This is a genomic window from Photobacterium sp. TY1-4 (assembly GCF_025398175.1).
Classification (GTDB): domain Bacteria; phylum Pseudomonadota; class Gammaproteobacteria; order Enterobacterales; family Vibrionaceae; genus Photobacterium.
Genome location: NZ_CP099735.1, coordinates 1,008,924 through 1,032,789, shown reverse-complemented (window position 1 = coordinate 1,032,789; position 23,866 = coordinate 1,008,924). Strand labels below are relative to the sequence as shown.

At 53.8% G+C, this 23,866-nt stretch carries 23 protein-coding genes; 14 read left to right on the top strand and 9 right to left on the bottom strand.

Features of this window, described 5'->3' with window-relative positions; genetic code table 11:
- Positions 1-91: 91 nt before the first annotated feature.
- Genes NH461_RS21430 through NH461_RS21415 form a run of 4 tightly spaced genes read right to left on the bottom strand, consistent with a single transcriptional unit; the run spans position 92 to position 4,702 of the window.
- On the bottom strand, positions 92-1,690 hold the full coding sequence (locus tag NH461_RS21430) for a GTPase (protein WP_261602996.1): 1,599 nt from the start codon (positions 1,688-1,690) through the stop codon (positions 92-94).
- Positions 1,654-3,471, bottom strand: a complete 1,818-nt coding sequence (locus NH461_RS21425) for a dynamin family protein (RefSeq protein WP_261602995.1) — start codon at positions 3,469-3,471, stop codon at positions 1,654-1,656. Before NH461_RS21425 ends, NH461_RS21430 begins: the two co-directional genes overlap by 37 nt.
- On the bottom strand, positions 3,468-3,920 hold the full coding sequence (locus tag NH461_RS21420; protein WP_261602994.1) for a hypothetical protein: 453 nt from the start codon (positions 3,918-3,920) through the stop codon (positions 3,468-3,470). Before NH461_RS21420 ends, NH461_RS21425 begins: the two co-directional genes overlap by 4 nt.
- 8 nt (positions 3,921-3,928) lie before the next feature.
- Positions 3,929-4,702 (bottom strand): GTPase, encoded by a 774-nt coding sequence (locus NH461_RS21415; protein WP_261602993.1) that lies wholly within the window; start codon positions 4,700-4,702, stop codon positions 3,929-3,931.
- A gap of 402 nt (positions 4,703-5,104) precedes the next feature.
- On the opposite strand from NH461_RS21415, the gene NH461_RS21410 reads away from it, so the two are divergent.
- From NH461_RS21410 to NH461_RS21380, 7 genes are all read left to right on the top strand, one after another.
- Positions 5,105-5,965 carry a formate/nitrite transporter family protein gene (locus NH461_RS21410; RefSeq protein WP_261602992.1) on the top strand — a complete coding sequence of 287 codons (861 nt, stop codon included), beginning with the start codon at positions 5,105-5,107 and terminating at the stop codon, positions 5,963-5,965.
- Between the two features lie 128 nt (positions 5,966-6,093).
- The gene (gene fdhF / locus NH461_RS21405; protein WP_261602991.1) at positions 6,094-8,184 is read left to right on the top strand and encodes a formate dehydrogenase subunit alpha; all 2,091 of its coding nucleotides are present in this window, start codon (positions 6,094-6,096) and stop codon (positions 8,182-8,184) included.
- Position 8,185: 1 nt separating this feature from the next.
- Positions 8,186-9,259, top strand: a complete 1,074-nt coding sequence (locus tag NH461_RS21400; RefSeq protein ID WP_261602990.1) for a 4Fe-4S dicluster domain-containing protein — start codon at positions 8,186-8,188, stop codon at positions 9,257-9,259.
- Complete coding sequence (locus NH461_RS21395) at positions 9,252-10,103, top strand: FAD-binding oxidoreductase (RefSeq protein WP_261602989.1); 852 nt, start codon at positions 9,252-9,254, stop codon at positions 10,101-10,103. The genes NH461_RS21400 and NH461_RS21395 overlap by 8 nt, the downstream gene beginning before the upstream one ends.
- Positions 10,104-10,308: 205 nt before the next feature.
- On the top strand, positions 10,309-11,436 hold the full coding sequence (locus tag NH461_RS21390; RefSeq protein WP_261602988.1) for an HlyD family secretion protein: 1,128 nt from the start codon (positions 10,309-10,311) through the stop codon (positions 11,434-11,436).
- A complete protein-coding gene (locus NH461_RS21385; protein ID WP_410000116.1) occupies positions 11,426-12,484 on the top strand; it encodes a DUF2955 domain-containing protein in 1,059 nt (352 codons plus the stop codon). The genes NH461_RS21390 and NH461_RS21385 overlap by 11 nt, the downstream gene beginning before the upstream one ends.
- Before the next feature lie 102 nt (positions 12,485-12,586).
- Complete coding sequence (locus NH461_RS21380) at positions 12,587-13,648, top strand: AI-2E family transporter (protein WP_261602987.1); 1,062 nt, start codon at positions 12,587-12,589, stop codon at positions 13,646-13,648.
- A gap of 135 nt (positions 13,649-13,783) precedes the next feature.
- Here the strand turns inward: NH461_RS21380 and NH461_RS21375 are convergent, their stop codons facing one another.
- Complete coding sequence (locus tag NH461_RS21375) at positions 13,784-14,440, bottom strand: QnrS family quinolone resistance pentapeptide repeat protein (RefSeq protein WP_261602986.1); 657 nt, start codon at positions 14,438-14,440, stop codon at positions 13,784-13,786.
- Positions 14,441-15,056: 616 nt separating this feature from the next.
- Here NH461_RS21375 and NH461_RS21370 point away from each other — a divergent pair.
- Together NH461_RS21370 and NH461_RS21365 are read left to right on the top strand one after the other, a co-directional pair.
- Positions 15,057-15,185 (top strand): hypothetical protein, encoded by a 129-nt coding sequence (locus NH461_RS21370; protein ID WP_261602985.1) that lies wholly within the window; start codon positions 15,057-15,059, stop codon positions 15,183-15,185.
- Between the two features lie 65 nt (positions 15,186-15,250).
- Positions 15,251-16,588, top strand: coding sequence for an IS4 family transposase (locus NH461_RS21365; protein WP_261602984.1), 1,338 nt, complete (start codon positions 15,251-15,253; stop codon positions 16,586-16,588).
- Between the two features lie 106 nt (positions 16,589-16,694).
- Here the strand turns inward: NH461_RS21365 and NH461_RS21360 are convergent, their stop codons facing one another.
- Positions 16,695-17,378, bottom strand: coding sequence for an MOSC domain-containing protein (locus NH461_RS21360; protein ID WP_261602983.1), 684 nt, complete (start codon positions 17,376-17,378; stop codon positions 16,695-16,697).
- A 242-nt stretch (positions 17,379-17,620) separates the two neighbouring features.
- Here NH461_RS21360 and NH461_RS21355 point away from each other — a divergent pair, with 242 nt between their 5' ends.
- Positions 17,621-18,418, top strand: coding sequence for a hypothetical protein (locus NH461_RS21355; RefSeq protein ID WP_261602982.1), 798 nt, complete (start codon positions 17,621-17,623; stop codon positions 18,416-18,418).
- Positions 18,419-18,922: 504 nt separating this feature from the next.
- Here NH461_RS21355 and NH461_RS21350 read toward each other — a convergent pair.
- Positions 18,923-19,231 carry a hypothetical protein gene (locus NH461_RS21350; RefSeq protein ID WP_261602981.1) on the bottom strand — a complete coding sequence of 103 codons (309 nt, stop codon included), beginning with the start codon at positions 19,229-19,231 and terminating at the stop codon, positions 18,923-18,925.
- 58 nt (positions 19,232-19,289) lie between these two features.
- Between NH461_RS21350 and NH461_RS21345 the strand changes: the two genes are divergently transcribed.
- Together NH461_RS21345 and NH461_RS21340 are read left to right on the top strand one after the other, a co-directional pair.
- The gene (locus tag NH461_RS21345; RefSeq protein ID WP_261602980.1) at positions 19,290-19,688 is read left to right on the top strand and encodes a DUF2784 domain-containing protein; all 399 of its coding nucleotides are present in this window, start codon (positions 19,290-19,292) and stop codon (positions 19,686-19,688) included.
- Between the two features lie 47 nt (positions 19,689-19,735).
- Positions 19,736-20,461, top strand: coding sequence for an alpha/beta hydrolase (locus tag NH461_RS21340; RefSeq protein ID WP_261602979.1), 726 nt, complete (start codon positions 19,736-19,738; stop codon positions 20,459-20,461).
- Positions 20,462-20,482: 21 nt separating this feature from the next.
- On the opposite strand, the gene NH461_RS21335 is transcribed toward NH461_RS21340, so the two are convergent.
- Complete coding sequence (locus NH461_RS21335; RefSeq protein ID WP_261602978.1) at positions 20,483-20,677, bottom strand: hypothetical protein; 195 nt, start codon at positions 20,675-20,677, stop codon at positions 20,483-20,485.
- Between the two features lie 96 nt (positions 20,678-20,773).
- Here NH461_RS21335 and NH461_RS21330 point away from each other — a divergent pair, with 96 nt between their 5' ends.
- Entirely contained in the window at positions 20,774-21,721 is a 948-nt protein-coding gene (locus NH461_RS21330) for a LysR substrate-binding domain-containing protein (RefSeq protein ID WP_261602977.1), read from the top strand.
- Here the strand turns inward: NH461_RS21330 and NH461_RS21325 are convergent.
- Positions 21,688-23,067 carry a PLP-dependent aminotransferase family protein gene (locus NH461_RS21325; RefSeq protein ID WP_261602976.1) on the bottom strand — a complete coding sequence of 460 codons (1,380 nt, stop codon included), beginning with the start codon at positions 23,065-23,067 and terminating at the stop codon, positions 21,688-21,690. The genes NH461_RS21330 and NH461_RS21325 overlap by 34 nt on opposite strands.
- A gap of 158 nt (positions 23,068-23,225) precedes the next feature.
- Here NH461_RS21325 and NH461_RS21320 point away from each other — a divergent pair, with 158 nt between their 5' ends.
- Positions 23,226-23,831, top strand: coding sequence for a LysE family translocator (locus NH461_RS21320; RefSeq protein WP_315903249.1), 606 nt, complete (start codon positions 23,226-23,228; stop codon positions 23,829-23,831).
- Positions 23,832-23,866: the final 35 nt, after the last annotated feature.

Below are 23,866 nucleotides of genomic sequence, written 5' to 3'. Positions count from 1 at the left end.
GATACAGCCTGAAGACGCGTCAAGAACCCCGCCGCAGGCGCTGCGGGGCTAAATGCTCGAATTGACTCGAAAACATTGGAGCTTGAGCGGGTTACGCTGGTTGCTTCAGTTGCGCCAGCGCGCGTTTTAAAGCGCGAAGATCGGATTCGACCCCGCCGACTTGCGCTGACAGTTCGCGAAGGCTGCTTTCCAGGCTCAAGGTCATCGGGTTGAAGGTATCTTCTAACGTATCGCTGGTCCGCTCATAGAAGTCGTCGTAGAGTTCCTCGACCAGGGTTGCCACATGCAGTCGGATCCGCTCAGAACGCTGCTGCGCTTGACGCATTTCCTTTTGTTCCTGTTCCCTAGCTTTGAGGTAGTCATAAATCGCCACAAGCACGTCAATGGCCGGGCCGATAAAGGGAACGACCTTACCAGCCATTTTTTCCATGGTTTTCTTGCCGATCCCTTTAAATATTTCAGGGGCCAGAGATTTCCCTTGTTTGAGGGCGTAGATAATCCCTTCTTTCATGAGCTCATCGCTGATGCCGGCTCTGCCGCCTTTGATCGCAAGGCCCTTTAACAGCTCGGTGAAGCCGGAGCCGTTTTCAGCTTGTGCGTTGTCATCATCGTGAAAACTCTCGGCATATGATGGCGAGTTTCGGAATATTTTCGCCACTTCGGCTGCTTCAGCGTCCAGCTTTTTAGCTGCACGTTGTAATTGATAATCGAAATAATCCCCCAGATCATTTTGCCAGGCAGTCAGCACCGGCTCAACGGCATCGACCCGGCCGTCTTCAAACAAAGAGACCAGTTCAGTCTTAAAGCTTGGTTTTGCCTTTTCTGCCCGGGTTTTGACTTTGTCGAAGACTGTACTTCTGGCATCAGCAATACTGGTGATCAGGGCTTCCAGCTGCTGCAATTCATGTTGCGCTGCTTGTCCCTGTGCCTGGTTGGTGGCTTCCTCCAATAGCTCACTTAACTGGTAAGCCAACGTCGATGCGACGCGGGAACTATCGGTCTCCTTAAACAGCCGGGCGACAGCCTTTTCCAGGGCTTCGATTTGGCTGATTTCGACCAGTTTCGCTTTACCGGTGAGTTTGCCCTTCAAAGCCAGATCGGCATTGACCAGAAAATCCGGGGTTTCATTCAGGCGAGTCAGCAGGGGCTCGTTTTCTGCGAAATGCTGATACAGGTTACTGCGAAACTTCTCTTTCAGGGCGACATAATCCGGATCACTGTCCTGATAACCGCTCTTGTTGTTGATGACGACGAGCAGGGGTTTTCCGGACGCCAGAATTTTTCCGATCTCCTCATAGGTCTGTTGTTCTTCCAAAACCCCATCGCTGCTCAGGACAAAGATCACCGCATCGGATTTTTTCAGTTGCTCGCGGCTGACAGCTTCGTGTTCTATCGGCGCATCAATACCCGGGGTATCCAGAACCTGTACATCGCCCACCTGATACACATTGACCTGATCCGTTTTCGGAATATCACCAACTTCGGCTTCCTCTTGGCCGATCAGGGCGTTGAGCAGGGTACTCTTTCCGGCGTTATAGACACCGTACACCATCACGACAGGCTGACAGTGTGCAGATCTTTCCTCGATTTCTGTTGCCAGCGCTGCGACTTTATCAGAACCGACATAGGTCGTTAGTTGATCCCGGCAGGCATCTAGCACGGTACGTACTGCATGAAAGTGTTCAAACATTTTTTTTGTCCTTCAATATAGTGTTGCAAACTTATGGTTTCGTCATAAACCAGCGTCAAAGCCGCCCGGATCGGGGTAAAGACATTGTGCCGGGCATGGGCCTGGCGAGCATGCAGCGATTCCTTAATCCATTTCTCGCCACTCATCAGCAAGGCATCTTTAATTTCTTCCCGGTTATCGCCGCATACCACATTCACGGTTTGGGTGCTGGTGAGGAGTTTGCCGCCGGCACTGCCAATCAGGCTGCCTGCGGTTCCGCCAATGGCGATCCCTGCCGGGCCGCCGATCATCCCGCCGACAATCGCCCCGAATAGCGATCCGACACCACCCCCGACAGCAGCTCGTTTGCGGGTGACATCAATTTCGATTTGGCGGGTTGTATCGCTAAATGATAAGCCCCCGCACAGGTCCATCTCTTGCGGCAACTCAGCCATGGCACCTAATGCTTTCTGGCAAAGCTGCACCAGTTTCGGTTGGTAGTGCTGCTCGATGGCTTCCTCAATCCAGTCTTTCAGGACCTTATCTAGCGTTTTGAGATCCCGGCTGTTTGCGAACTGTTCGACTTGGATGTCAACCTGGACAGCAAACAGGGACTGGATTTTGGCCAGTTGCTGTTCCTGAAGGTTTTCAAGCTGGGCTTCCTGTGCTGTGATTTCATCCAGCGCATGCCGCAACGGCTGGATCAGGCGTGTGATACTCAGTGCTGTTTTGTCTTCCAACAGCTCGCGGTAAAAGGCCTGAAGATTCTGGTGCGGAACTTGTTTTTTTAGTGCCATGCCTTCAGAGTTGATCACTGCGGCCAGTTTGTGAAAGAGCGCATTGAGTCCGGAAGCATCCATTGCGGCTTCGCTGTTTGCCTGGATTTCAGCAAAACCAACGGAAACCGTTAGTGCCGACGTATCGACGTTGTTTAGTGCCAGACTCGCGCACAGTTTGTCGAGTTCTTGCTGAACATACGCTTCCTGATCGCGGCGATCCTGAGCCGGTTTCATCACCAGGGTTTTGATCACTTCCTGACTTTCGTCATCCAAATCATATTCAATCGTATCGCACCGCGTGATGAGCAGCAGGATACGCTTACCGGCCCTGAGCAAGGATTCCAGCTCACGTAGATCGGTTCCACGGCCCGGTTGCGCTGAGTTCATGGGATAGATGATGAGATCTGCACTTTCGACATATTTCTGGGCCAGATCGCCGTTTTCGCCATGGGTTGAATGGAGCCCCGGAGAGTCGACCCAAGTCATACCGGGAACCTGAAAGCCCTGAATGCAACTGGTGGTTTCCTGGGAGCCGACCCGGAATCCCTCCTCGTGATTGATGGTCTCATCAAACGCCAGATTAATTTCCTCGGAGAAGAATTCAGGTTGATGTAATTGTGTTGCAACTTCGGCCAGCCATGCTGAGTCCGGCTCACGACGGCCGGTTGCCATGTAATTGCCCAGTGAGCTTTTACCGGCTTTGACTTTGCCATAGACAAAGATCAGTAGGGAGTCACCGAATTTTTTGCGAAAGGACAAGCCGGTTTCGTAACTGCTGACTTTCTTCTGCCAGGCTGTGATCACCTGGCGGATCTCCGTCAGGCTTCCCTGCACAGTCTGTGCAATCGCCGATGTATCTTTGGCTTGGACTGCGGTTGCCTCGTCAACACTTCGAACTACTTTGGCTATTTGGGCCAACAATTGCTGTTCTTGTTGTTTCACTTGACTCTCAATGGTAGCCAGTTCTTTCGACAGGGCTGTGGTGCGCTGATAAAACGCCCGGTGAGTCGTTAAAGACGTCATAACGGTTTTTGCTCCTTCAACAGCTTTTCTAACTCTTCCAGTGATGTTAGTTGCTGCTTCAGCGCGTTTTTGGACGCGGTGAACGACTTCAATTTCACTTTATCGCGATCAAATAGCGATAGCGCATTGGTTGCGCTTTGTGTCCCTCGGATCTTCTGCTTGCAGAACTTATTGACGACATGAATATAATCGCCGAGAGGATTGATGGGTTCGGCTAGAAACTCCTGGCTGATGGCTTCAAGTTCGGCACTCTTGGCCTTGTGGAGTTGCTCTCTCATTCGCCTTTTACGGGCTTGCCGCTCTTTTTCTGTTTGTTCCTGCTGAGCCCAGCGCGTTTTCTGCGCGCTGTTATCGCTGTAGGTGTAGGAAGAAGAGCTGCTGTCTTCCGATACTGCATCATAGATTTTTTTACCGGCCCAGATGGCGACCGGTGCTGCTAACCACCACATATCGACTCCTATACTGATTCGATGTCGTTTAACTGGGTTTGCAATGCTTGCTGGAACGCTTTGATGCGCTCGACAAATACTGCTTTATGCTGACGTTCCTTGGCTTCCTCGATTGCCAGCCTTGCTTGTATCAGCGTTTGCTGTTCGGCGACAGCCGCCAGAAGCTCCGTCACCATCGCTTGAGTTTTCTTTTCTCGCTCGGCGGCCAGCTCGGGAGCCATTTGGCCTGTGGTCTTTTGGAGTTGCGCTTTCAGCGCCGGAATGCCGCTGAACTTGACCAGGGCGGGTTTATCTTCACGCATCCCTTTGCAAAACACAGGGTTTGCAACAAGATAAGGTGATATTTCCGGGGCAATGGCCTGCCGTAATTGTCGAGTGATTTCCGCGATCACCGCCTGGTTTTCATCGGCGGTTTCGGCTTCGGTCAGGACAACAAAGATACTTTCCGGTTTGGTGTGGGCCCGGCTGATTGCAGTCATGGCTTCTAAATCCGGCTGCTGAAGCGAGCCGGCGCTTAACCGATGCACCAACAAAATAATGTCAGCCTGAACAGCTCCCTGATTGGCGGCCTGAGTATCCTGAGTGTTGACATCCAGCCCTGGCGTATCGATATATCGGATCCCTTGATATTCGAAATGCTTGTTTTCTCGCGTTTCCGGAACCTCGCGCGTCTGGAAGAATTCATCGGTGAAGTGATTGGTGAGGGAATTCAGAAGCGAGCTCTTCCCTGAATTATAAACGCCGTAGACCACCACATTGGGGCAGGTGCTGTCGACAGCCATGGCTGTCTGCAACTGTGCCACCACAGCTTCCTTTTCTGGCACGTGTTGGGAGACCAGCTGATTGATTTTCTGAAGATTCATCTCAACTTTCCTTATTCATCGATTTGCATTTTGTCATACCCGTCCCCCTCGAAAGTGTTAAGTCCTTCAAGAAACCTGTGTCATTCATATTGAGTGATGAAATTATATGCACTTATACGTTGCTCTTTTGGGGGTATATCAGTGACTGAGACCCATTGAGATGAAGATGGTGGTGTTCTGAATGAATGCGTTGCGGCCAATGAACCGTGGTTGCTAAACCCGCCAGCTGAACTAGGTTAATAAGGCAATCTGGCCGCGCCGGTATGAATTGTATCGTTGCCGGTCATTTTGACCGTGCCTGTTTGACTTGGGGGAGCTGGGATGTTGTACGGTTTTGATGCGTTCTCGCCGAAGGAAATTGCCGAGAAAGTCGATACACTGGGGGTGACCAAGGCCCGGTTACCGCTGCTGTCCATGGTGATGCTGGGCATCTTGGCCGGGGCTTTTATCGGCTTGGGCGGGCTGTATTATGCGCTGGTCAAATCGGACGCCACTTTTAGCTTTGCCACCGGGCAGGTGCTGGGCGGGTTGACTTTTTCCCTCGGCCTGCTGCTGGTGGTGGTTGCCGGGGCCGAGTTGTTTACCGGCAACAACTTGCTGGCGATGGCCTGGGCCGACAAAAAGATCACCACCGCAGAGCTGCTGAAAAACTGGGCCGTGGTGTGCGGGGCCAATTTTATCGGAGCGGCCGGGCTGGCGGTGCTGGTGTTTGTCTCCGGTCATGCCAATCTTAATAACGGTGCCATTGCCGAAGTTTATCTCAACATCGCGGCAGCGAAATGCAATTTACCCTTCTGGACCGCGTTTTTCCGCGGCATGCTCTGTAATGTGCTGGTGTGTATGGCAGTCTGGATGGCGCTGGCTGGGCGGAGCGTGATTGATAAGGCCGTGGCGATTGTTTTTCCCATTTCAGCTTTTGTCGCGGCCGGGTTTGAACACAGTATTGCCAATATGTACTTCATTCCGCTGGCGATGCTGTTGCAGGCGAGCGGCGAGGCCAGCACTGCAGCCGGGGCGATCACCTGGCTCGGCTTTATCGGCAACCTGATCCCGGTGATTCTCGGTAATTTGGTGGGGGGCAGTGTACTGGTCGGGCTGATTTATCACTTGATCTATTTACGCGGTGCTCACCATGAACCATCGGTGAAATATCATCAGCCGGATGATGACGCGGGGGATTGATCCAGCTCAGGATTAGGGCGGCTTTAGCATTCCTGCAACTTCGGACTGAATACCCGTTGCTATACTCAGACCAGTGATTCAGAGGCTGCTTGAATCGAGCGGCAATCAGAACAGGGCTGGGGTTCTCGATGTCTTCCTCAAGAGTTCAGACCATATGTCCATTTTGCGGGGTGGGATGCGGCATTACCCTGAAAATGGATGCTCGCGGGCGGTTAACCGGTGTAGAGCCGGTGCCCGGCCATCCGATCAGCCATGGCAAACTGTGCGAAAAAGGCTGGAGCACGGCATATGCGATCCGGCCGGATAACCGGATCACCCAGCCGCTCAAACGCTGCCGGGATCGGTTTGAGCCTGTCAGCTGGGATGAAGCGCTGGATGACATTAGCCAGTCCATTCGCGAGATCCTCGATGAATCCGGACCTGCGGCAATTGGCGTGATCAGCAGTGCCCGCGCCACCAATGAAGATAACTACGCGGCGCAAAAATTTGCCCGGGCGGTACTCAAAACCAATAATGTCGATCACTGCGCCCGGATCTGCCATAGCCCGACGGTCGCCGGACTCAAGCAGACGTTGGGCTCCGGGGCGATGACCAACAGCGCCAAGGATATCTTCAACACAGATTTGATCGTGGTGATTGGCGCCGACCCGACCGAGAATCACAGCGTACTGGGCGGACAGATTTTTGCAGCCCAGCAACAGGGTGCCAAGCTGATCGTCATTGACCCTCGTCAGACCCGTTTGGCCAAAGTGGCTGATATCCATCTTCAGCTCAAACCGGGCAGCAATATTGCCCTGATTAACGCCATGCTCCAGGTCATTTTTGAAGAAAACTGGCACAACGCTGATTTTATTGCTGAGCGCTGTGACGGGTTTGACGAACTGGCGCGGCAAGTTGAAGCCATTACTCCGGCATCCGTCGAGGCAATTACCGGGGTTGATGCCGGGCAGATCCGGGCCGTGGCGAAAGCTTATGCGAAGGCCGAGAAGGCGATGATCCTCTATGGGATGGGGATCACCCAGTTTGTCAGCGGGACTCAGAACGTGATTGCGTTGTCTAATCTGGCGTTGGTGTGCGGTCAGATCGGCCGTCCCGGCACCGGCATTAATCCGCTGCGGGGGCAGAACAATGTGCAGGGCGCCTGTGATATGGGCTGCCTGCCGAATGTCTATCCCGGCTATCAGGGCGCGGATAACGATGCAGTGCAGCAGAAGTTTAACCAGGCCTGGCAGGGCGAGGTCGCTGACCAACCGGGGTTGACGTCGCTGGGTATGAGCAAAGCGGTCCTGGCCGGTGAATTTCACGGCTTGATCCTGTTTGGTGAAGATCCGGTGGTGACGGACCCGGATCAGAACCACGTTCGCGAAGCCTTCAAGCAGCTGGACTTGTTGGTGGTGGCCGAGCTGACGATGACCGAAACTGCCAAACTGGCCGATTATGTGCTGCCGGCGGCGTCATTCGCGGAAAAAGAAGGCACCTTTACCAACTGTGAGCGTCGGGTCCAGCACATCGCTCAGGCGCTGCAACCGCCGGGTTCGGCGATGGGCGACTGGCAGTGGCTAAATGCCCTGGCGCAGCGTCTTGGAAGCGATCAATTGAACTGGCCGAACAGCCAAGCGGTGTTTGATGAGATGGCGGCGCTGACCCCAGCCTATCAGGGGATGCGCTACGACAAGATGATTTGGGCGCAGGGGCTGCAATGGCCCTGCAACGACGACGCCCCGAACGGCACCGACATTCTGCATCGCGACAGCTTTCCCATCGGCAAAGCTCGTTTGATCCCGGTTCACTACACTGCCATTGACGAGTCGGTGGACGCCGATTACCCGCTGCTGCTGACGACCAACCGGCTTCATTTCCATTATGGCTGCGGCTCGATGACCCGTAAATCGCCGCTGTTGGAGCGCGAAACCCCGCCCGGTTTGCTGTTTATCCATCCTGACGATGCCCGGCAGCTCAAGATCACCCGCTATGGGCCCATCGGGGTGCGCTCGCGCCGGGGCTATATTGAAACCCGGGCGATGATCACCCCCGATGTACCGCCGGGTTTGGTCAGCATGCCGTACCATTTCAAAGAAGCGCCGTCGAATCAGCTTACCAATACGGCGCAGGATCCGATCACCAAGATGCCGGAGCTGAAAGCTTGTGCGGTGACGGTATTCCCGTTGCCAGCAGGTCAGGTGCCCAAAGATGTCGATCAGCTGAGGGAGGAGCCATAAGATGCAGCAGTATCTGGTTGAGTCGCTCAAAGCGTTGCAGGATCACTTATCCCGCGCCCGGCAATTGTATCAGGTGGTGGAATCCGCGCCGGGGGATGCGCACTGGCAACACATTATCCCCCCGGCTTATCCGCCACTCAGCGCACAAAAGCCGCAAGGTTCGGCGAAAAGTTTCTTTTTTGCCGAGCAGGAGCCGCTGTATGTGTTCGACGGCCAGTTTTTCCGTGAAATCCTGCCGAGGCCCGATCCCTTTGTGCTGTTTGGTGTGCAGAGCTGCGATTTAACCGCGATCCATTACCAGGATCTGTTTTTCGAGCAGGACGCCTATTATCAGGCGCGTCGCCGTCAGGCGCTGCTGGTGGGCATTGATTGCGTCCACCCTTGTGAACAGGGCTTTTGTTATCTGGTCAATGCCGGACCCGGCGTGCGTGATGAAACCGCCGATCTGATCCTCCATCCGCTGGAGAACGATCAATGGTTGCTGGTGGTCGTCACCGCACAGGGCAAAGATGCGATTCAGGGACTGGCACTCACCCCGGCCTCGGCTCAGAAGATGAATCAGCGCTGGGAGCAGCTTAGCCACTGCGAGCAGGAATTTGACGACCACAGCTACATCACCGAAGGGGTGGAGCGGCTGAACCGGGGTGAGGTCTCCGACGCATTGTGGCAGCGGATCGGTGTTCAGTGCCTGGCCTGCTCAGGCTGTACCACCCTGTGTCCGACCTGCTCCTGCTACGGTACCGAGTCGCAGCCCGTTGCTGATAAAGCTACTGATTTGGCGGTGAATGCTGCGGAGAGCTCTGGCAGTACACCCAAAGCGGCGCAGCCCGCAACGCAGCAAATGCGCTTCTGGGATTCCTGCCTGTACGAAGGATTCCAGCGCGAAGCCAGTTACCACAATCCCAGCGCACAGGCCGGAGAGCGGGTGAAGCGCTTCTGGTATCACAAGTTCAGTGATGATTTTTTACCGGAATTTGGCCGCTATGGCTGTGTCGGCTGTGGTCGCTGCGAGCAGGTCTGCCCTGGCGTGATCGGGGTTCATTCGGTGATGAAGAGGATAGTCGACGATGCATAACCTGACCCCTTCAGCCATCGAGCTGGTGGACTTCTATGACGACGGCGAGCAAGCACGGCACTTCCAGTTTCGCTTGTTGGATGGATCTGAGCCGACGTTGACCAAGCAAGACACTGACTGGCAGAAAGCCCAAATCGGCCAGTTTTTCATGCTGAATGTCCCGGGTGTCGGCGAAGCGCCGTTTACCTTTACCCAGGTGCCGGATGAACAGGGGCACTTCCGGGCGCTGGTGCGTCAGATGGGAGCCGTCACCACTGCGTTGTTTGGCCTGCAACCCGGCCAGATCCTCGGCGCACGCGGGCCATATGGGGTTGGTTGGCCGATGAACGAGATCTCCGGCAAGCGGATCTTGATCGTGGGTGGTGGCTGTGGTTTGGCGCCGCTGGTGGGCGTGGTCGATCATCTGGTCGAGCAACAGAATTATACCCAGCTCACCGTGGTGTATGGGGCGCGGAGCCAGCAGGCAAAAATGCTCAACCCGGAACGGGAGCGGTGGCAGCAGTTCATTCCGGTGTTCAACATGATCGAAAACGGCGATCTCAACGGTGACGAAAATGAATATCACGGCCGGCCGATTGATATCATGCCGACCGTGCTCGACAGCTTCGGTGAGTTGCCGGATGTGGTGCTGCTCGCCGGGCCACAGGTGATGATGTTCGGCATGGCCGATTATCTGGTCGCCTCCGGGGTGTACGATCACGCCATTTACCTGTCGATTGAGCGCCGGATGCATTGTGGCCTCGGCACCTGCGGCCATTGTTACCTCAAGCACAAATATGTCTGTACCGACGGGCCGACCTTCCGCTGGGATGTGCTCCAGCCTTACCTGCCGGAAGATCATTAGTCAGCGCTTGCTTAGGTTGTCTCATTGCTGCTTCGTCTTATGTATTGTCAGTTGCTTCGGCACCGGCTTGGCTATGGTTAAGACTTGAAATCGCGGGCTTATCCGTCGCGTGATTTGCCCAGGGTTTGTTTGAAAGGGTGTCTTGCGTGTATTGACGGATGAAGCGCCTGCTCAGGCGTCGGCGCCGAATCGAAGAGGCATCCCCATGGCAGAAGAAGAAAAAGATGCTGTTCTGGAACCTGAAACAGTGGCAGAGGATCAAGCGCCGCAGAAGACCAATAAAGTTAAAAAGATCACCAATATCCTGCTGCTGACCGTGGCGGTGTTGCTACTGTTTAACATCATCTCCGATCGTATTATCCCGATCACGGACAACGCCCGGGTCAAAACCTTTGTCGTACCGGTCAAACCGGAAGTGTCCGGCTTGGTGTTGGAAATCAATGTGGCACCCAATCAGCTGGTTGCGGAAGGGGATGTGCTCGTCAAGCTGGATCCGTCTGACTATCAAATTGCTGTGGCGCAGGCCAAAGAAAACCTCGAAATCGCCGGTCAGAATGTCGGCGCGCAAACGGCGGCGATTGCATCGGCTCAGGCGCGTCTGACCTCAGCGATTGTCGAGCGGCAAAACGCAGAGCTGCAAACCAACCGTGTCCTGGCTCTGGTGAAAAAAGGCGTGGTCTCCCAGTCGGATGCGGATGAGGCGCGGGCGACTCTGGCAACGGCACGGGCCAATGTGGTCAACGCCGAGGCCGACTTGGAAAAAGCCAAGCAACAACTGGGCGCGGCAGGGGAGGAGAACAGCCAGATTAAAGCCGCGTTGCTGGCTTTGGAGCAGGCACAGCTTAACCTGGAACGGACCGAAGTCCGCGCGCCGACTCAGGGCGGGGTGTCGAATTTCAGTTTGTCAGAAGGTTTTTATGCCTCCACCGGACAACCGCTGATGACCTTTGTCTCGACTGAAACCATCTGGATTGAAGCCTATTTCCGGGAAAACAGCCTGGGCAATGTCACGGCAGGGGATGCGGTGGAAATTGCCCTCGACTTTGTCCCCGGCAAGGTGTTTAAAGGCACGGTGTCCAGCGTGGATTGGGGCATCGACTGGGGTGAAGGCGATCAGGCCGGCAAGCTGGCCAAAGCCGATACCCAGAAGGGCTGGTTACGGCAAACTCAGATGCTGCCCATCCTGATTGAGTTTGACCACACCCAGGCGCGTGGCGTGCTGCGGGTGGGCGGTCAGGCGGATGTGATTGTCTATGCCGACGATAACACGATCTTTAACCTGATCGGCAAAGTCTGGATCCGGTTGATCAGCTGGTTGTCTTATGTCCGATAAGGCGACGGCTTCCGACACAAGTACCGTGGCGTCTGTGACTGACACACTGACGGAAGCGACTCAGGTTCGGATCCTGCGCTTTACAGTGGGGGTCGGTCTGGCGGTTTTTCTGGCCGCCTGGCTGGAATGGGATTTGGCCCATATCGCGCCGGTGCTAACGGCCAAATTTCTGATCGACAAGCCCACACTACACCGGGAAACCTTAATCGAGTTGCTGCTGGCGATGCTGGTCACCATCGGGCTGGGTATGTTGCTGTCGGGCGGGATCACCCAGTATCCAATTCCATTGATGATGCTGATCGGCTTGATGATGATGTGGGGTTACTATCTATTCACTAATCCGAAATGGAACCTGTTCGCGACGATTTTGATCCTCGCGATTCTGATCCTGCCCTTTATCGCAATGGGCAGTAGTGCCACCGTCTCCGGCTTTCTGGCTGGGGGACTGACGATTTCCGGGGTGGTCGCGATCACTCTCTTTACCCTGGCGCATATCTATTTTCCTGAGCCGGAGGCCGAGTTTCCGGGTTTTGCCCCGGTGATGCTGACGCCGCATCAGCGTTGGCGGGCTGCTTTCCGGGCCTTGCTGATCTCTTTCCCTGTGGTGTGCTTTTTCTTCGTGTTTCAGATCAGCGAAGCGATCCTGACCATGATTTTTATTGCCCTGCTGTCGCTGATGATCACCGGGGAGAAGTCGGTCAAGCTGAGTGCGTTTTTGGTGGTCAGCAACGGCCTGGGAGGTCTGCTGGCCATCGGCTCGTTTACGGTGCTGGCCATCGTGCCGAACATTGGGTTTTACACCTTGTTTATTGCGCTGCTGGCGATGGTGATGGCCACCAAAATCTATACCGCCGGGGAAAAAGCCCCGGTTTATGTGACCGCGTTCAGTACCTTGCTTGTGCTGATCGGCTCTACCTTGCTCAGTTCCGGCGACATCGACAGCACCACGATTACCCGAATCGTACAGCTGGTGGTGGTTGGGTTGTACATGATAGTCGCGGCGTATTTTCTAGAAACGCGAACGTGGAAATTTTTGCAGCCGAACTAGCGGAAAAGCTTTTTGGAGAGGTTTTTCCATGAAGGGATTTTTTAATCAGAGCGGTTTACTCAGATCGATTGATGAAGAACGATGTGAAAAAGGGGCGGGACGATGAAAACAGACGATCAATTTGCAACGCAGGCAATTGATGCGGCGATTAAAATCGGCGCGGTGGCCTTGCTGCTGATTTGGTGTTTCTCGATTTTACGGCCCTTTCTCATGCTGCTGGTATGGGGCGCGATTATTGCCACGGCGCTGTATCCGCTGGCGGTGAGCATGCACAACCGTCTTGGTATGAGCCTGACCAAAGCCAGTGTGTTGCTGTCGGGGATCGGGGTCGTCATTTTACTGGTCCCCCTGATTGCGCTCTCGACCGGCATTTATACCAGCGCTGCAGACGTGATTGTGGGGTTGCAGGATGGTACCCTGACGATTCCGCAACCAGATCCGGCGATGAAAGCCTGGCCGCTGGTGGGAGAGAAGCTCTATGTGTTTGTCGACATAGCCTCGACCAACCTCAAAGGCGTGCTGGTGCAGTATGCCGAGCCGCTGAAACAGTTTGCTGGCAAGATGGCGGGGCTGCTTGGTTCACTGGGGCTCGGCTTTGTTCAGTTCATCATCTCAACCCTAATCGCCGGAGCATTTATGGCCCATGCCGAAAAATGTGAAGCGGCTTTTCAAGCAATAGCAGATCGCCTGACTGGTAAGCACGGCGAACAACTGACTAAGTTGTCGAAAACCACGGTTCGGAGTGTGGTGCAGGGGGTGATCGGGGTTGCGCTGATCCAGTCGGTGTTCGCCGGGATCGGGATGGTGTTTGCCGGGGTGCCGGCCATTGCGCTGTGGATGGTGGCGGTGCTGCTGATCGCCATTATTCAGCTGCCACCGATCATTGCACTCTTGATCCCGATTTTCATCGTCTTCGGCACCCAGAGCACTGTCGTTGCGGTGCTGTTTCTGATCTGGTGTCTGCTGGTCAGTGCCAGTGACGCGGTGCTCAAACCCGTGCTGCTCAGCCGCGGCTCTGAAACCCCGATGCTGGTGATCCTGCTTGGCGCCCTTGGTGGCATGGCGATGTCCGGCATCGTCGGCCTGTTCGTCGGCGCCGTGGTACTGAGCCTAGCGTATCAGTTGGGAACGGTTTGGTTGGGAAATGAAGCGAGTGGGGAGTGAGTGGATTTGTGACTTGGAAGTGGACAAAAGTGAGCTAGAGGCATTGCTCTAGCTCGGGTGATTTAGATTAGAAAATGTATTGATGCCGTATATAGTCTATCTTATATGCTGCCTTCAGCAGGTATTCATAAGCATCTAGTCAGGAAAAACAACAATACCCAGCGCTTCGAGAAGCTGTTCTTGCTGCCAATCTGCAATTTTGATACCTGATGTATCGACTTTGCGGGGATCTAAACCGTCGAGTTCGGCGTGGCATAAATTGGCACCCTGTAGGCTAAATTGCCCCCAGACATCTTCGGAAAAAACACCTCGACTTAAGTCTGACTCTTTCAGTGATGCACCCGCTAGGTGAGTTCCTATCCAGCGATTTTCAAACAGCTCACATTTTTCTAAACAAACCCGCTCCATATTGGCATAGGAAAGGTTACATCCAGTAATAAAGGCTGAGCAAAAGTACATACGATTACTTACTTGATTGGCAAAGTTTGCTCGGGAAAAGTTGGCACCTTTTAAATCACACTCACGTAACTCAATACCGTAGCAATTGGCGTTACTGAAGTTTGCCATCGCAAGTTGGCATTGTTGGAAACTTGCATCGCGAAGATCTGCGACATCAAAGTGGCAGCCTTCGATATCACCCTGTTCAATGAACTTGCAGTTAACGAATGTCGCATCGCGCAAGTTAGCACGTCGAAAGTCGCAGCGAATAAAAGTGCAAGCAGTGAACGTGAGAGCGCTTAAGTCTTTATGTGAAAAGTTGTGGTACCGATATGTATGATTGTAGGTTTTCATGAGGACTCCTTGCATGAACTGAAGGCAAGACTACCATTATGCTTATGCGAAGACATTAAAATAAAATCCCATAAAATCAACACATTAAAACCTCTCATTTTGCCTGTTTTAAGGGGTCAAATTGGCACGTAGCGCGCCTATCGCTCTAGCCTTAGTACGCGGCGCCGTTGAAAAAAGTTATCCGCTTTACATTGAATTAGGCGAGCTATGCTTTATTAGTTAGCGTTGGCCGCAGTTTCTTTTTATCTTTTGTGAATCTCCCTCCAGAAACTAGACAGCTCCAAGTTCAGGTTAAGAAAGGTATGGCAAAGATTAGTTTACATATTGCAACTGATTCGTTAGTTCTAAATAGCTTTGGGGCAAAACTGAGCCAACTCGATCTATCCCTTCCCTTGATTCCTTAGCGCCAGCGGTGAAATCGAGAAAAACGCCTTAAAGCAGCGGTTGAAATAGGTGGCGGTAACAAACCCGGAAGCCGCGGCGATGCTGGCTATGGAGTGTTGGATTGGAGTAGCAATTGGAGGGCGTTGTTCATCCGCAGTTCCAGGTAATAGCGCGACGGGGTGGTGCTGAAGTGGCTGCTTAACTTCTAGTTTTAACCACGGTTAAAAATGGGATGATTACTATTCACGTGATTGCGACCGAGGCCGTGGCTTTTCAGGAAGTCTTGCTGCCGGAGTTCGCCGACTATCAGGCCTATGTGGTGAATAACGCCCGTGTGATGGCCGCAATGCTGATCAGTTAAGGATCGGTTGACTGATCCTTCTGATGCGTCAAAATCGGAAATCATTTACTGGTTTCCGGTTTTTTATGCCCGTAGCTTCCGCACTCACAGATTTTCTTGAAGAGTCTCCTGTCGATATCTCCCAGCTGACCACTTTCTCTGAACACGTTCCCGACGAGTGGGTTGCCAGAGCTACATCTTTATCGACTCAGGCAACCATCAGACGAAGACGGCTCCCCAGTGATATGGTGCTCTGGCTTATTGTCGGTATGGCCTTTTTCCGCAATGAGCCTATAGCTGAAGTGGCCCGCCGTATGAATGTCTGTGCCGAAGGGTTGGCAAACGAGGAACTCCTGGCCAAGAGTGCTCTGACACAAGCCCGTCAGCGACTGGGAAAGGAAGCGCCTAAATGGCTGTTCAAACAGTGTGCTCAGGTATGGGGTAAAGAAAGGTACCCGGAAGACAGCTGGAATAAACTTCAGGTTTTTGCTGTTGATGGGGCTCTGTTCAGGACCCCGGATACCCCCGGGCTTCGCGAACACTTCGGTTCGGGAAACACATCCGGAAAGCGCCAGACACCTTACCCTGTACTCCGTCTTGTCACCATGATGAACGTGCGTTCCCATATCATCATTGATGCCGATATCAGCCCTTATCGCCGAGGTGAAATACCGCTGGCCCAACCCTTTATCAACTCGCTGCCGGATAACTCGGTGACTTTGCTGGATAAGGGATTTTACGGAGCAAGCCTGTTGCTGGGCATCTCTGCCAGCGGGGCAAACCGACATTGGCTTATTCCTGCTAAAAAAGGCGTGGTATACACACTTCTCGACGAGGAGGAAACCAATGACAACCTTATCGAGATGAAGGTCTCGCCCCAAGCGAGAAAGAAGAATCCGACCCTTCCTGAGAAATGGCAGGTACGGGCAGTCACCTATGAGGTAGACGGGAAAGAGAAAACGGTTTTCACCTCCCTGCCAAGAGAGATGTACAGCGCCGAGCAGGTTGCCACCCTATACCACGAACGCTGGGAGATTGAACTGGGCTACCGCGATATAAAGAGCTCCATGCAGCACAATTCTCTTACCTTGCGGAGCAAAACGGTCGAGCTGGTTTATCAAGAGTTATGGGGGTTGCTTCTCGGCTACAACCTGGTCAGGAGAGAGGCAAGCCAGGCGGCTGTGGCGCATGACAGAGCCCCCACAGAAATAAGCTTCAAGTACGCCTGCCAGTTTATTGCAAGTCAGCTCAGGGTAATGAGTAAGGCACTGTCACCGGGAAACACGCCCAAGAGGCTAAAGGCACTACGGGGGGACCTGTCAGTGCTCTTCAAGGAAAATCGCCCCAGGCCATCTAGGCCCAGGGCAGTTAAGGTATCAAAGACCCGCTACCCGGTTAATCGCCATGCAGCTCCCCTTAAGTGAACTGCATTGCCCCGCCTTGGGGAGGCTTTATTTTGAAGTGTTCGTGGGGGCGGGAGCAGGTGCTGGATTTTAGACCCAGATTCTGCCCCGGATAGTGGTGCCAGACTCAGGCATGCCCCAGCAGGCGGAAGTTCCAGTTTTCCAGTTCGTTGGTCTCCAGGCGCTTGTCGAGGGTGCGGGTCCAGCTTTGCGACAGTTTCGACTGGGCTTTGAGGCGCATCAAGGCGTCGCGGTTGAGTGGATCGCCGAAATAGATATCGCATACCTCGCGCAGCGTCATGGCATCGGGTTCGCGTGCAATCAGTTTGAGTGGATCATCGACACTGACGTAGCCCGGCTGGATCACCCGGTATAACCAGCCGCAGCGACTGATGTCCTGCATATCGACTGAGAACTTCTCGATATCCCAGCGTTGATTGAGTTTAAAGCATGGCGAGCGGGGCTGGCTTACTTCAATGATGGTTTCTCCCCACTGGTAGCGATCGCCCAGACACACCGTATCTTCGGTCATGCCTTCGGTGCTGAGGTTTTCGCCCATCCCCGGTGCCTGCCAGTTTTTCTCGATGCCGTATTTTTCGCGCCAATAGGTATAGTGCTCCGCCGGGTATTGGTGTAACGCCCGCTCCGTGCCGCCGTGAAAACGTTTCTCGGCACATTCATCCCCCGCCAGGCCGGTTTCCGACAGGTAAATACGTTCGGTGGTCGGCACCTTGTCGATTGCGGTTTCCATCCCGTAGCGATGGGCGACTTTACCGCGAAAAACTGCGTTCAAAACGGTCACTTGTTCCATGAATGCCTTACCTCCGGATGGTGAATGATACCTGGTATCAGATTGAACATGATATGCGCTCGGTTGAGTTCGGGTATCTTAAAGCCTGCGCCGGGAAGGTCAAATGTTTCATCGGACAGATGATCGGTCCAGACGGCCAATAATGAACCGGGGGATTGGTCAAAGGCCGAGAGAAGGCGGGCCCTTGACTCGGGTGTGTATTTTGCGCAGTCTGGCTTAAATTCTCGCAAAATGAGCTGCTTATGACCCTGTTGTTGACTGATGAACAGTGCCGCGCGCTGGAGAAAGCGCTGGCGTACCAGCGTTTACAAGCTGACCTGATCCTGGCCCCTGATTTTCCGCATTTCGCCGGGAAAACGTATCCACTCGGACGCTGTAAAGAAATCAGGGATAAGGTGTTCGAGCTCTGGTGTGAAGCGCTGAAAGCACCGCATGAAGCGGCTTTCCAACCCATTAGGGACTACCTGCAACAAGGGGGCACCCTGACCAAAGTGTGGGGGTCTTTGCGTGATGAATATTTTCAGAATGCGATGGTGGTGGGTGACTGGTATATCGATACGGCCAATGACACCGTGAATCCGAACAAGCCGCGGGTCGAAATTCGCCCACTGGGGACGTCCGGGTTTCGGCCCATCACCAGCTTTGAGCAGTTTATCGCGATTGCGCGTTCTTACTGGGAGGTGGAAATCTACCGCAATGATGTGGTTCCGGCCCTGGCGCCTTTTTTGCCGCTGCTGTGCGTCAATGCTCAAGGTGCGTCCTGGCTGGCAGCGGCCAATGACGACATGTTTGCCTTAGCGACACAAAGTGGGTTTGAACTGTCGGAGCGGGTGTTGCGGGAGCTACCGCCGGTTCCGGAGCACTTGATGCGCCGCTGGCACCAGAAGCTGGCTGGGTTAGGCGTTGACTCCCCTTTTTACGTTCATCCGGGGGATCCCGTGAGTTATTGTCAGCAATATCGGGAAGCCGGCAAACACCACTCGCTGACGTTTCGGGATCAGGCCGTGCGCGCTTTTATGCCGCTCGCGAACGGGGGTTAGCCCCCGGCTCTGTGCTGGCCCGCAGGCCCGAGACTGACAATCAAAGAAGGCGAATCAAAAGTTGCGGGCCACATACTGCGGTTCAAGGTTACGAATGCGCGGAGAACGCCGTCTATTCCCGACCGGGTTGTCATAGACGGATGTTACTGAATGTCATCAAAAAATCATAAAATAGATCTTGATCACACTTCAGAGCTGAATTATATTTGTTTTGAAAGTTAATTACGGAATTTACTTTCACCTTGGTGCGGCGTTGTCGGATTAAGCGGGGGTTATCCAGCGCCCCAACCGTCAAAGCGCACTTGTCAACGATTGTAAAGCTCAGGAGCTGACTATGAAACAACTACGCCACTTTTTCTCACTGTTTTCTAACCAGATGGATTACGATCGTCACCAGTTTGCGATTCGTGCCAATCGCTCTCTACAAGGTTGATTTTCATCACCTTTAATTGTGTCTTCGGAAAAGTTTTTTGTGCTGAATGCTGCTCAGCATAGCAACCTGGCTCATTCAAGACCTGGAACGTGGTAGGGTATGAATGAGTAGGGATATTCCCACTCACGCCTGATTTTGCCTGTTGCCGTTTCTGGCCCATTGTTGAAGTTTATCTGCATCTCATCCTGCTCTCTTTTTCCACCCCTCTTTACTAGCCTCCTTTGCCTGCCCCTTGGCTCGTTTCCATTCGCTTTGTACCTGATCCCGCTGAACTTTATTATCCCCAACAACTGTTGATAATCGCTGTAACGTACGATTTTAGGGTCGGTATAAGGTTGAAGACCTTCAGCACCGGTGGATAACTCCGGTTCGATTTGCACTACAGTGATTAGAGAGCGTGCTGCAATTTATCTGATACAACGAGGAAAGGCTGGACCGATGGTCTACCGGGTAATGGCCGATGTTGTTGTTATTTTACACCTTCTGTTTATTGTGTTTGTCGCCTTTGGTGGTGCCCTGCTGTGGTGGCGCCGTGCCGTTGCCTGGCTGCATGTGCCGGCGGTGATCTGGGTGTTGGTACTGAGCCTGATGGGTTGGGTCTGCCCGCTGACGCCGCTGGAAAACCGGCTGCGAATAATGGCTGGGCAATCGGGTTACCCCGGTGGCTTTATCGACCATTACTTGTTGCCGATCATTTATCCGCCGGGACTGAGTCATGAAACTCAGCTTTGGATCGGGCTCGCAGTGTTTGCGGCTAATCTGCTTCTCTATCTCCTGGTTTATCTCTGGGTCTATAAAGGCGAGGTAACCCGATGGTTCCGGGGGCGCGGGAAGTGATGAAACGGGTATTTGTCTGGGGAGTCGTGGGTTATACGGTATTGGTTATGACATGTTGTTCCTTACAGCGACAGTTTCTGTATTTTCCGCAACCGGCCAGCGCGCAGTTTGGTGAGGAAAACATTCGTTTTCAGCTGGATGATCGGGTTCTTCAAGGCTGGGTGATCAACCCCGGACAATCCCGGGCGCTGATTTATTACGGCGGCAATGCGGAAAGCATTGAGATGAATATTCCTTTCTTTCGGACCGTGGTGCCGGACTACAGTGTGTATCTGATCCCGTACCGGGGTTATGGCAATAACCCGGGTCAGCCGACGGAGTTGGGGTTGTATCAGGATGCGATGGGCGTATTTCAGGCGGTGAGTGAAAATCATCCCATTATCGCCCTGATGGGACGTAGTTTGGGCTCCGGCGTGGCCACATATGTGGCGGCGGAACAGCCTGATCGGGTTGATCGGTTGCTGCTCGTCACCCCGTTCGACAGCATCGAGCAGGTTGCGAAAACCATTTACTGGATGCTGCCGGTCTCCCTGCTGATCGAAGACAGGTTCGCTTCGATTGAGCGGGTCAGCGCCATCCGGGCCCAGACATTTATCTTTATTGCCGAGCAGGACCGGGTGATCCCACGAGAAAGTGCTGAACACTTGGTCGCGGCTTTTGGCTCGCAACTGAAGAACGTTGTGGTGGTGCAAGGGGCCGATCATAACAATATCGCTCAGTTTCCGGCGTATGCTGAAGGGGTTCGGCGAGCGTTGTCCGTCATCCCTCCGTAAACCTTAATCAATAATTATGTGTTATAAATACTCCAGATAATGCCGGGAGGCCGGTATTGATGGTGCAAGGCCGATGTCGCGTTTTAAATGCTCGGAAATGGCGCTATTGACAGGCTGACTCGCCAGGTGATGCTTTCGTTTTTTCCAGGAAAAATCCCAGGTTGGCAGTGAAATACTGAATTCCAGATCCCAATTTATCGCGACTTTTATCATCATACGCTCCTTTCTCTGCGTGACTTTCTGGACAAAGTATGGGCATGATTGCGCGCAAACACGAACGATGAATGATTACAGTTAATATAAGTACAGGTTATGGATAATCGATTACGTTGGCTTGCCGGGCTGCGCTATTTTGAATCGGCAGCAAGGCTGAGTAGCTACAGTAAAGCGGCGCAGGAACTTCACGTCAGCCAAGCGGCAGTGAGTCAGAAAATCCGGCTGTTGGAAGACGGCTTACACTGTAAATTGTTTGTCCGTCAGGGACGGGACATGATGCTCACCCGCAAAGGGCAGACGTTGTATCAACAGGTCACATCCGGCTTTGAGCATATTCTTTCTGGCTTAAATGCCATTCAGTCTGAGCCGGTGGAAGGGATGCTGGCGGTGAACACGACCCCGTCGTTTGCCTCGCGCTGGCTGATGCCGAAGCTGTGGAAGTTCACCATGCTTCACCCCAATATTCCGATCCGGGTCTATGCCACCACGGAATATCCGGAAATCAAATACGGCAGCATTGATGTTGCGATCCGTCAGGGGTACGACAGGCAACTGGGGGAAGGCATTGAGCAGACCATCTTGTATGAAGAGCCGGTTTATCCGATTTGCTCGCCGGAGCTGGCGCAGTCACTGAAACTGGAACATCCGGCGCAATTACTGAAATGCTGGTTGATCCACGGGGTGGAAACGAAAAGTTTCACCTGGGAGCGATGGTTTAACATTGCCGGTGTCACGATGCCCGACGCGCAGGTTCAATGGATGGAAGTCAGTACCTTTGATATGGGCCTGAGTGCCGTGATGGCCGGGCATGGTGCGTGCCTGGGCACCGAAAGCCTGGCCGGTGATTTTATCGAGCGCGGTCTGCTGGTGAAACCCTTTGATATTGGCATGACCCCCGGGGTCCGGTATACCGTCTATCATGATCCTCATTCATCCCGCCGAGCCCGGATCCAGGCGTTTACCGACTGGCTACATCAAGAAGTGGCGCAAGGTAGTGCGATGTCAGGGAATCAAGGATCCTCGGCATGCGCCGAAGCAGACTGAATCTGCGTCCGGATCACTTCCAGGCCGGATTTGAGTTGCGTGCGGCTGGTTGGGCCGGTCAGTGAGACCCGGATCGCCGCCGGGGCCGGATAGTGATCCACTGCGAACATTTCGGCTTCGCGAACATGCACGCCATCTTGCTTGAGCTGGTGGCTCAACTGGCGTCCGGTGAGTGGTGACGGTAACGGGATCCAGACATTGAACCCCGGCACGGCCCCATGGCCGGCATTGGGAAAAATTTGCTGCAAAATGCGGTGACGCGCTTTCAGCTCAGCGGCAATTTCCCGATCAACGGCATCCATCGCGCCGTTGGTCAGCCACCGGCAGACCAAGTCAATCATAAGTGGGCTGATATGCATGCAACTCGCGCGCAGGGCTCGTTGCATCGGCAAGGATAGCGAGCGTGGCATGATGATGTAGCCGACCCGTAAGCCGCCGGAAAAATATTTTGAGAAACTGCCGACAAACAGGGTGATATCGGGCGCAATCGCAACCAATGGTGTTTGTCGATGCTCCGGCGGGCAATAGAGTACGTCATCTTCAATGATCAGTACCTGGTGTCGCCGACAGATTTCGATCACCCGAAGCCGTCGGCTGTCGCTGAGGCAGGCTCCGGTCGGATTTTGGATGGCCGGTGTTAAATACAATAAGCGGGGCTTGTGCCGCTGGCATTGAAGCTCTAAATCTTCCGGAATGATCCCCTGCGCATCGAGCCGGATCGGCACCAGCTTTCGCTCAGACTGCTGACAGCTATGAAGAAACTCCGGGTAACACAACCCTTCGACCAGAATCGTCTCTTTCGGGCGCGTGAGTGCCTGGACCAGCACCGACAGACCGTGCTGACCGCCATAGGTCCAGAGCAAGCGACGGCTGTCCATCTCGCATTTGAACCGCTGTCCCAGCCAGTGCTGCAGCGTCTGGTTGTGGCCTTGCAAGCCTTCCGCACTGCAATAATCCAACACCGCGCGCTGGGCAATCGGCTCCAGTGAGAGATCCTGAAGTGTACGGGAAAGGTGTTGTTGCTGGTTGATCAGCAGGGGGCGACAAATCGCCAGATCGATGCCGCTTTTGGTGGTGACCGGGTGATAAAACGCCCGCGACTCATGGTGGCGATCTTTGACATAAGTGCCGCTGCCGACTTTGGGGGCAACCAGACCCCGGTGTTCCAGCTCCTGATAGGCCCGGGTCACGGTGCCGACCGTCACACCCAACCGATAGGACAGAATGCGTTGCGGTGGGAGCTTGGTGTGCGCTTCGAGCTCGCTGCTTTCGATGGCTTCGGCAAAAGCGTCGGCCAGAGCCATGTACTTGGGTCCGCTGCGGCCACTGATGTCGGGAATGAACATTGTCCTGCTCTCGAGGGGTACAATTGAAACTGAGGACAGGATAAATAAGGCGCCGGACGAAAGAAACAGAAGAATTGTCATGGTGACGCATTTTTGTTAGGTCCGACGCGATTGTTACTTTTACGCTGTTTGCCATTCAACGATCAGAAAAAGGAAAAATGATGGCAACGCTATGGGAGATTATGCCGGCGATGAGTGTCCTCGCCTTTGTGCTGGCCATTACCCCCGGCCCGAATAATTTCTTGCTGGCCAGTTCCGGCGCCCAGTTCGGGATGAAGCGATCGCTTCGGCACCTGTTGGGGATCCGTCTGGGGATCATGGTGTTGATTGTGTTGTGTGCCAGCGGTGTCGGGGCGGCGATGACGCAACATCCCGGGATTTATCAGACGCTACGTTATCTCGGGCTCGGGTACATGCTGTGGATGGCAGGGAAACTGGCGCTCTCAAGCGCATCCGGCATGGCGGCGGAACAAACCGGTCCGTTGTCGGTGAGACAGGCGACCTTATTTCAGTTGGGCAATGTCAAAGCTTGGATGGCCTGCCTGGCGCTGGTCAGCAGTTACAATTTACCCGAGCAATACTGGTCCTCTGTGCTGATGATCCTGCTGGTGTTTACCGCGTTTGGTTTTATGGCGAATAGCCTGTGGGCTTATATGGGCTACGGCATGCGCTGCCTGCTGGATTCTCCGAAAAAGCAGCAAGGATTTAATGTAGCCCTGGCACTGCTGACGGTTGGCACACTGCTTCCGGCTTTTTTGGATTAGGGGGGCTTTGGACGGATCTTGCTTAAAAGATATCG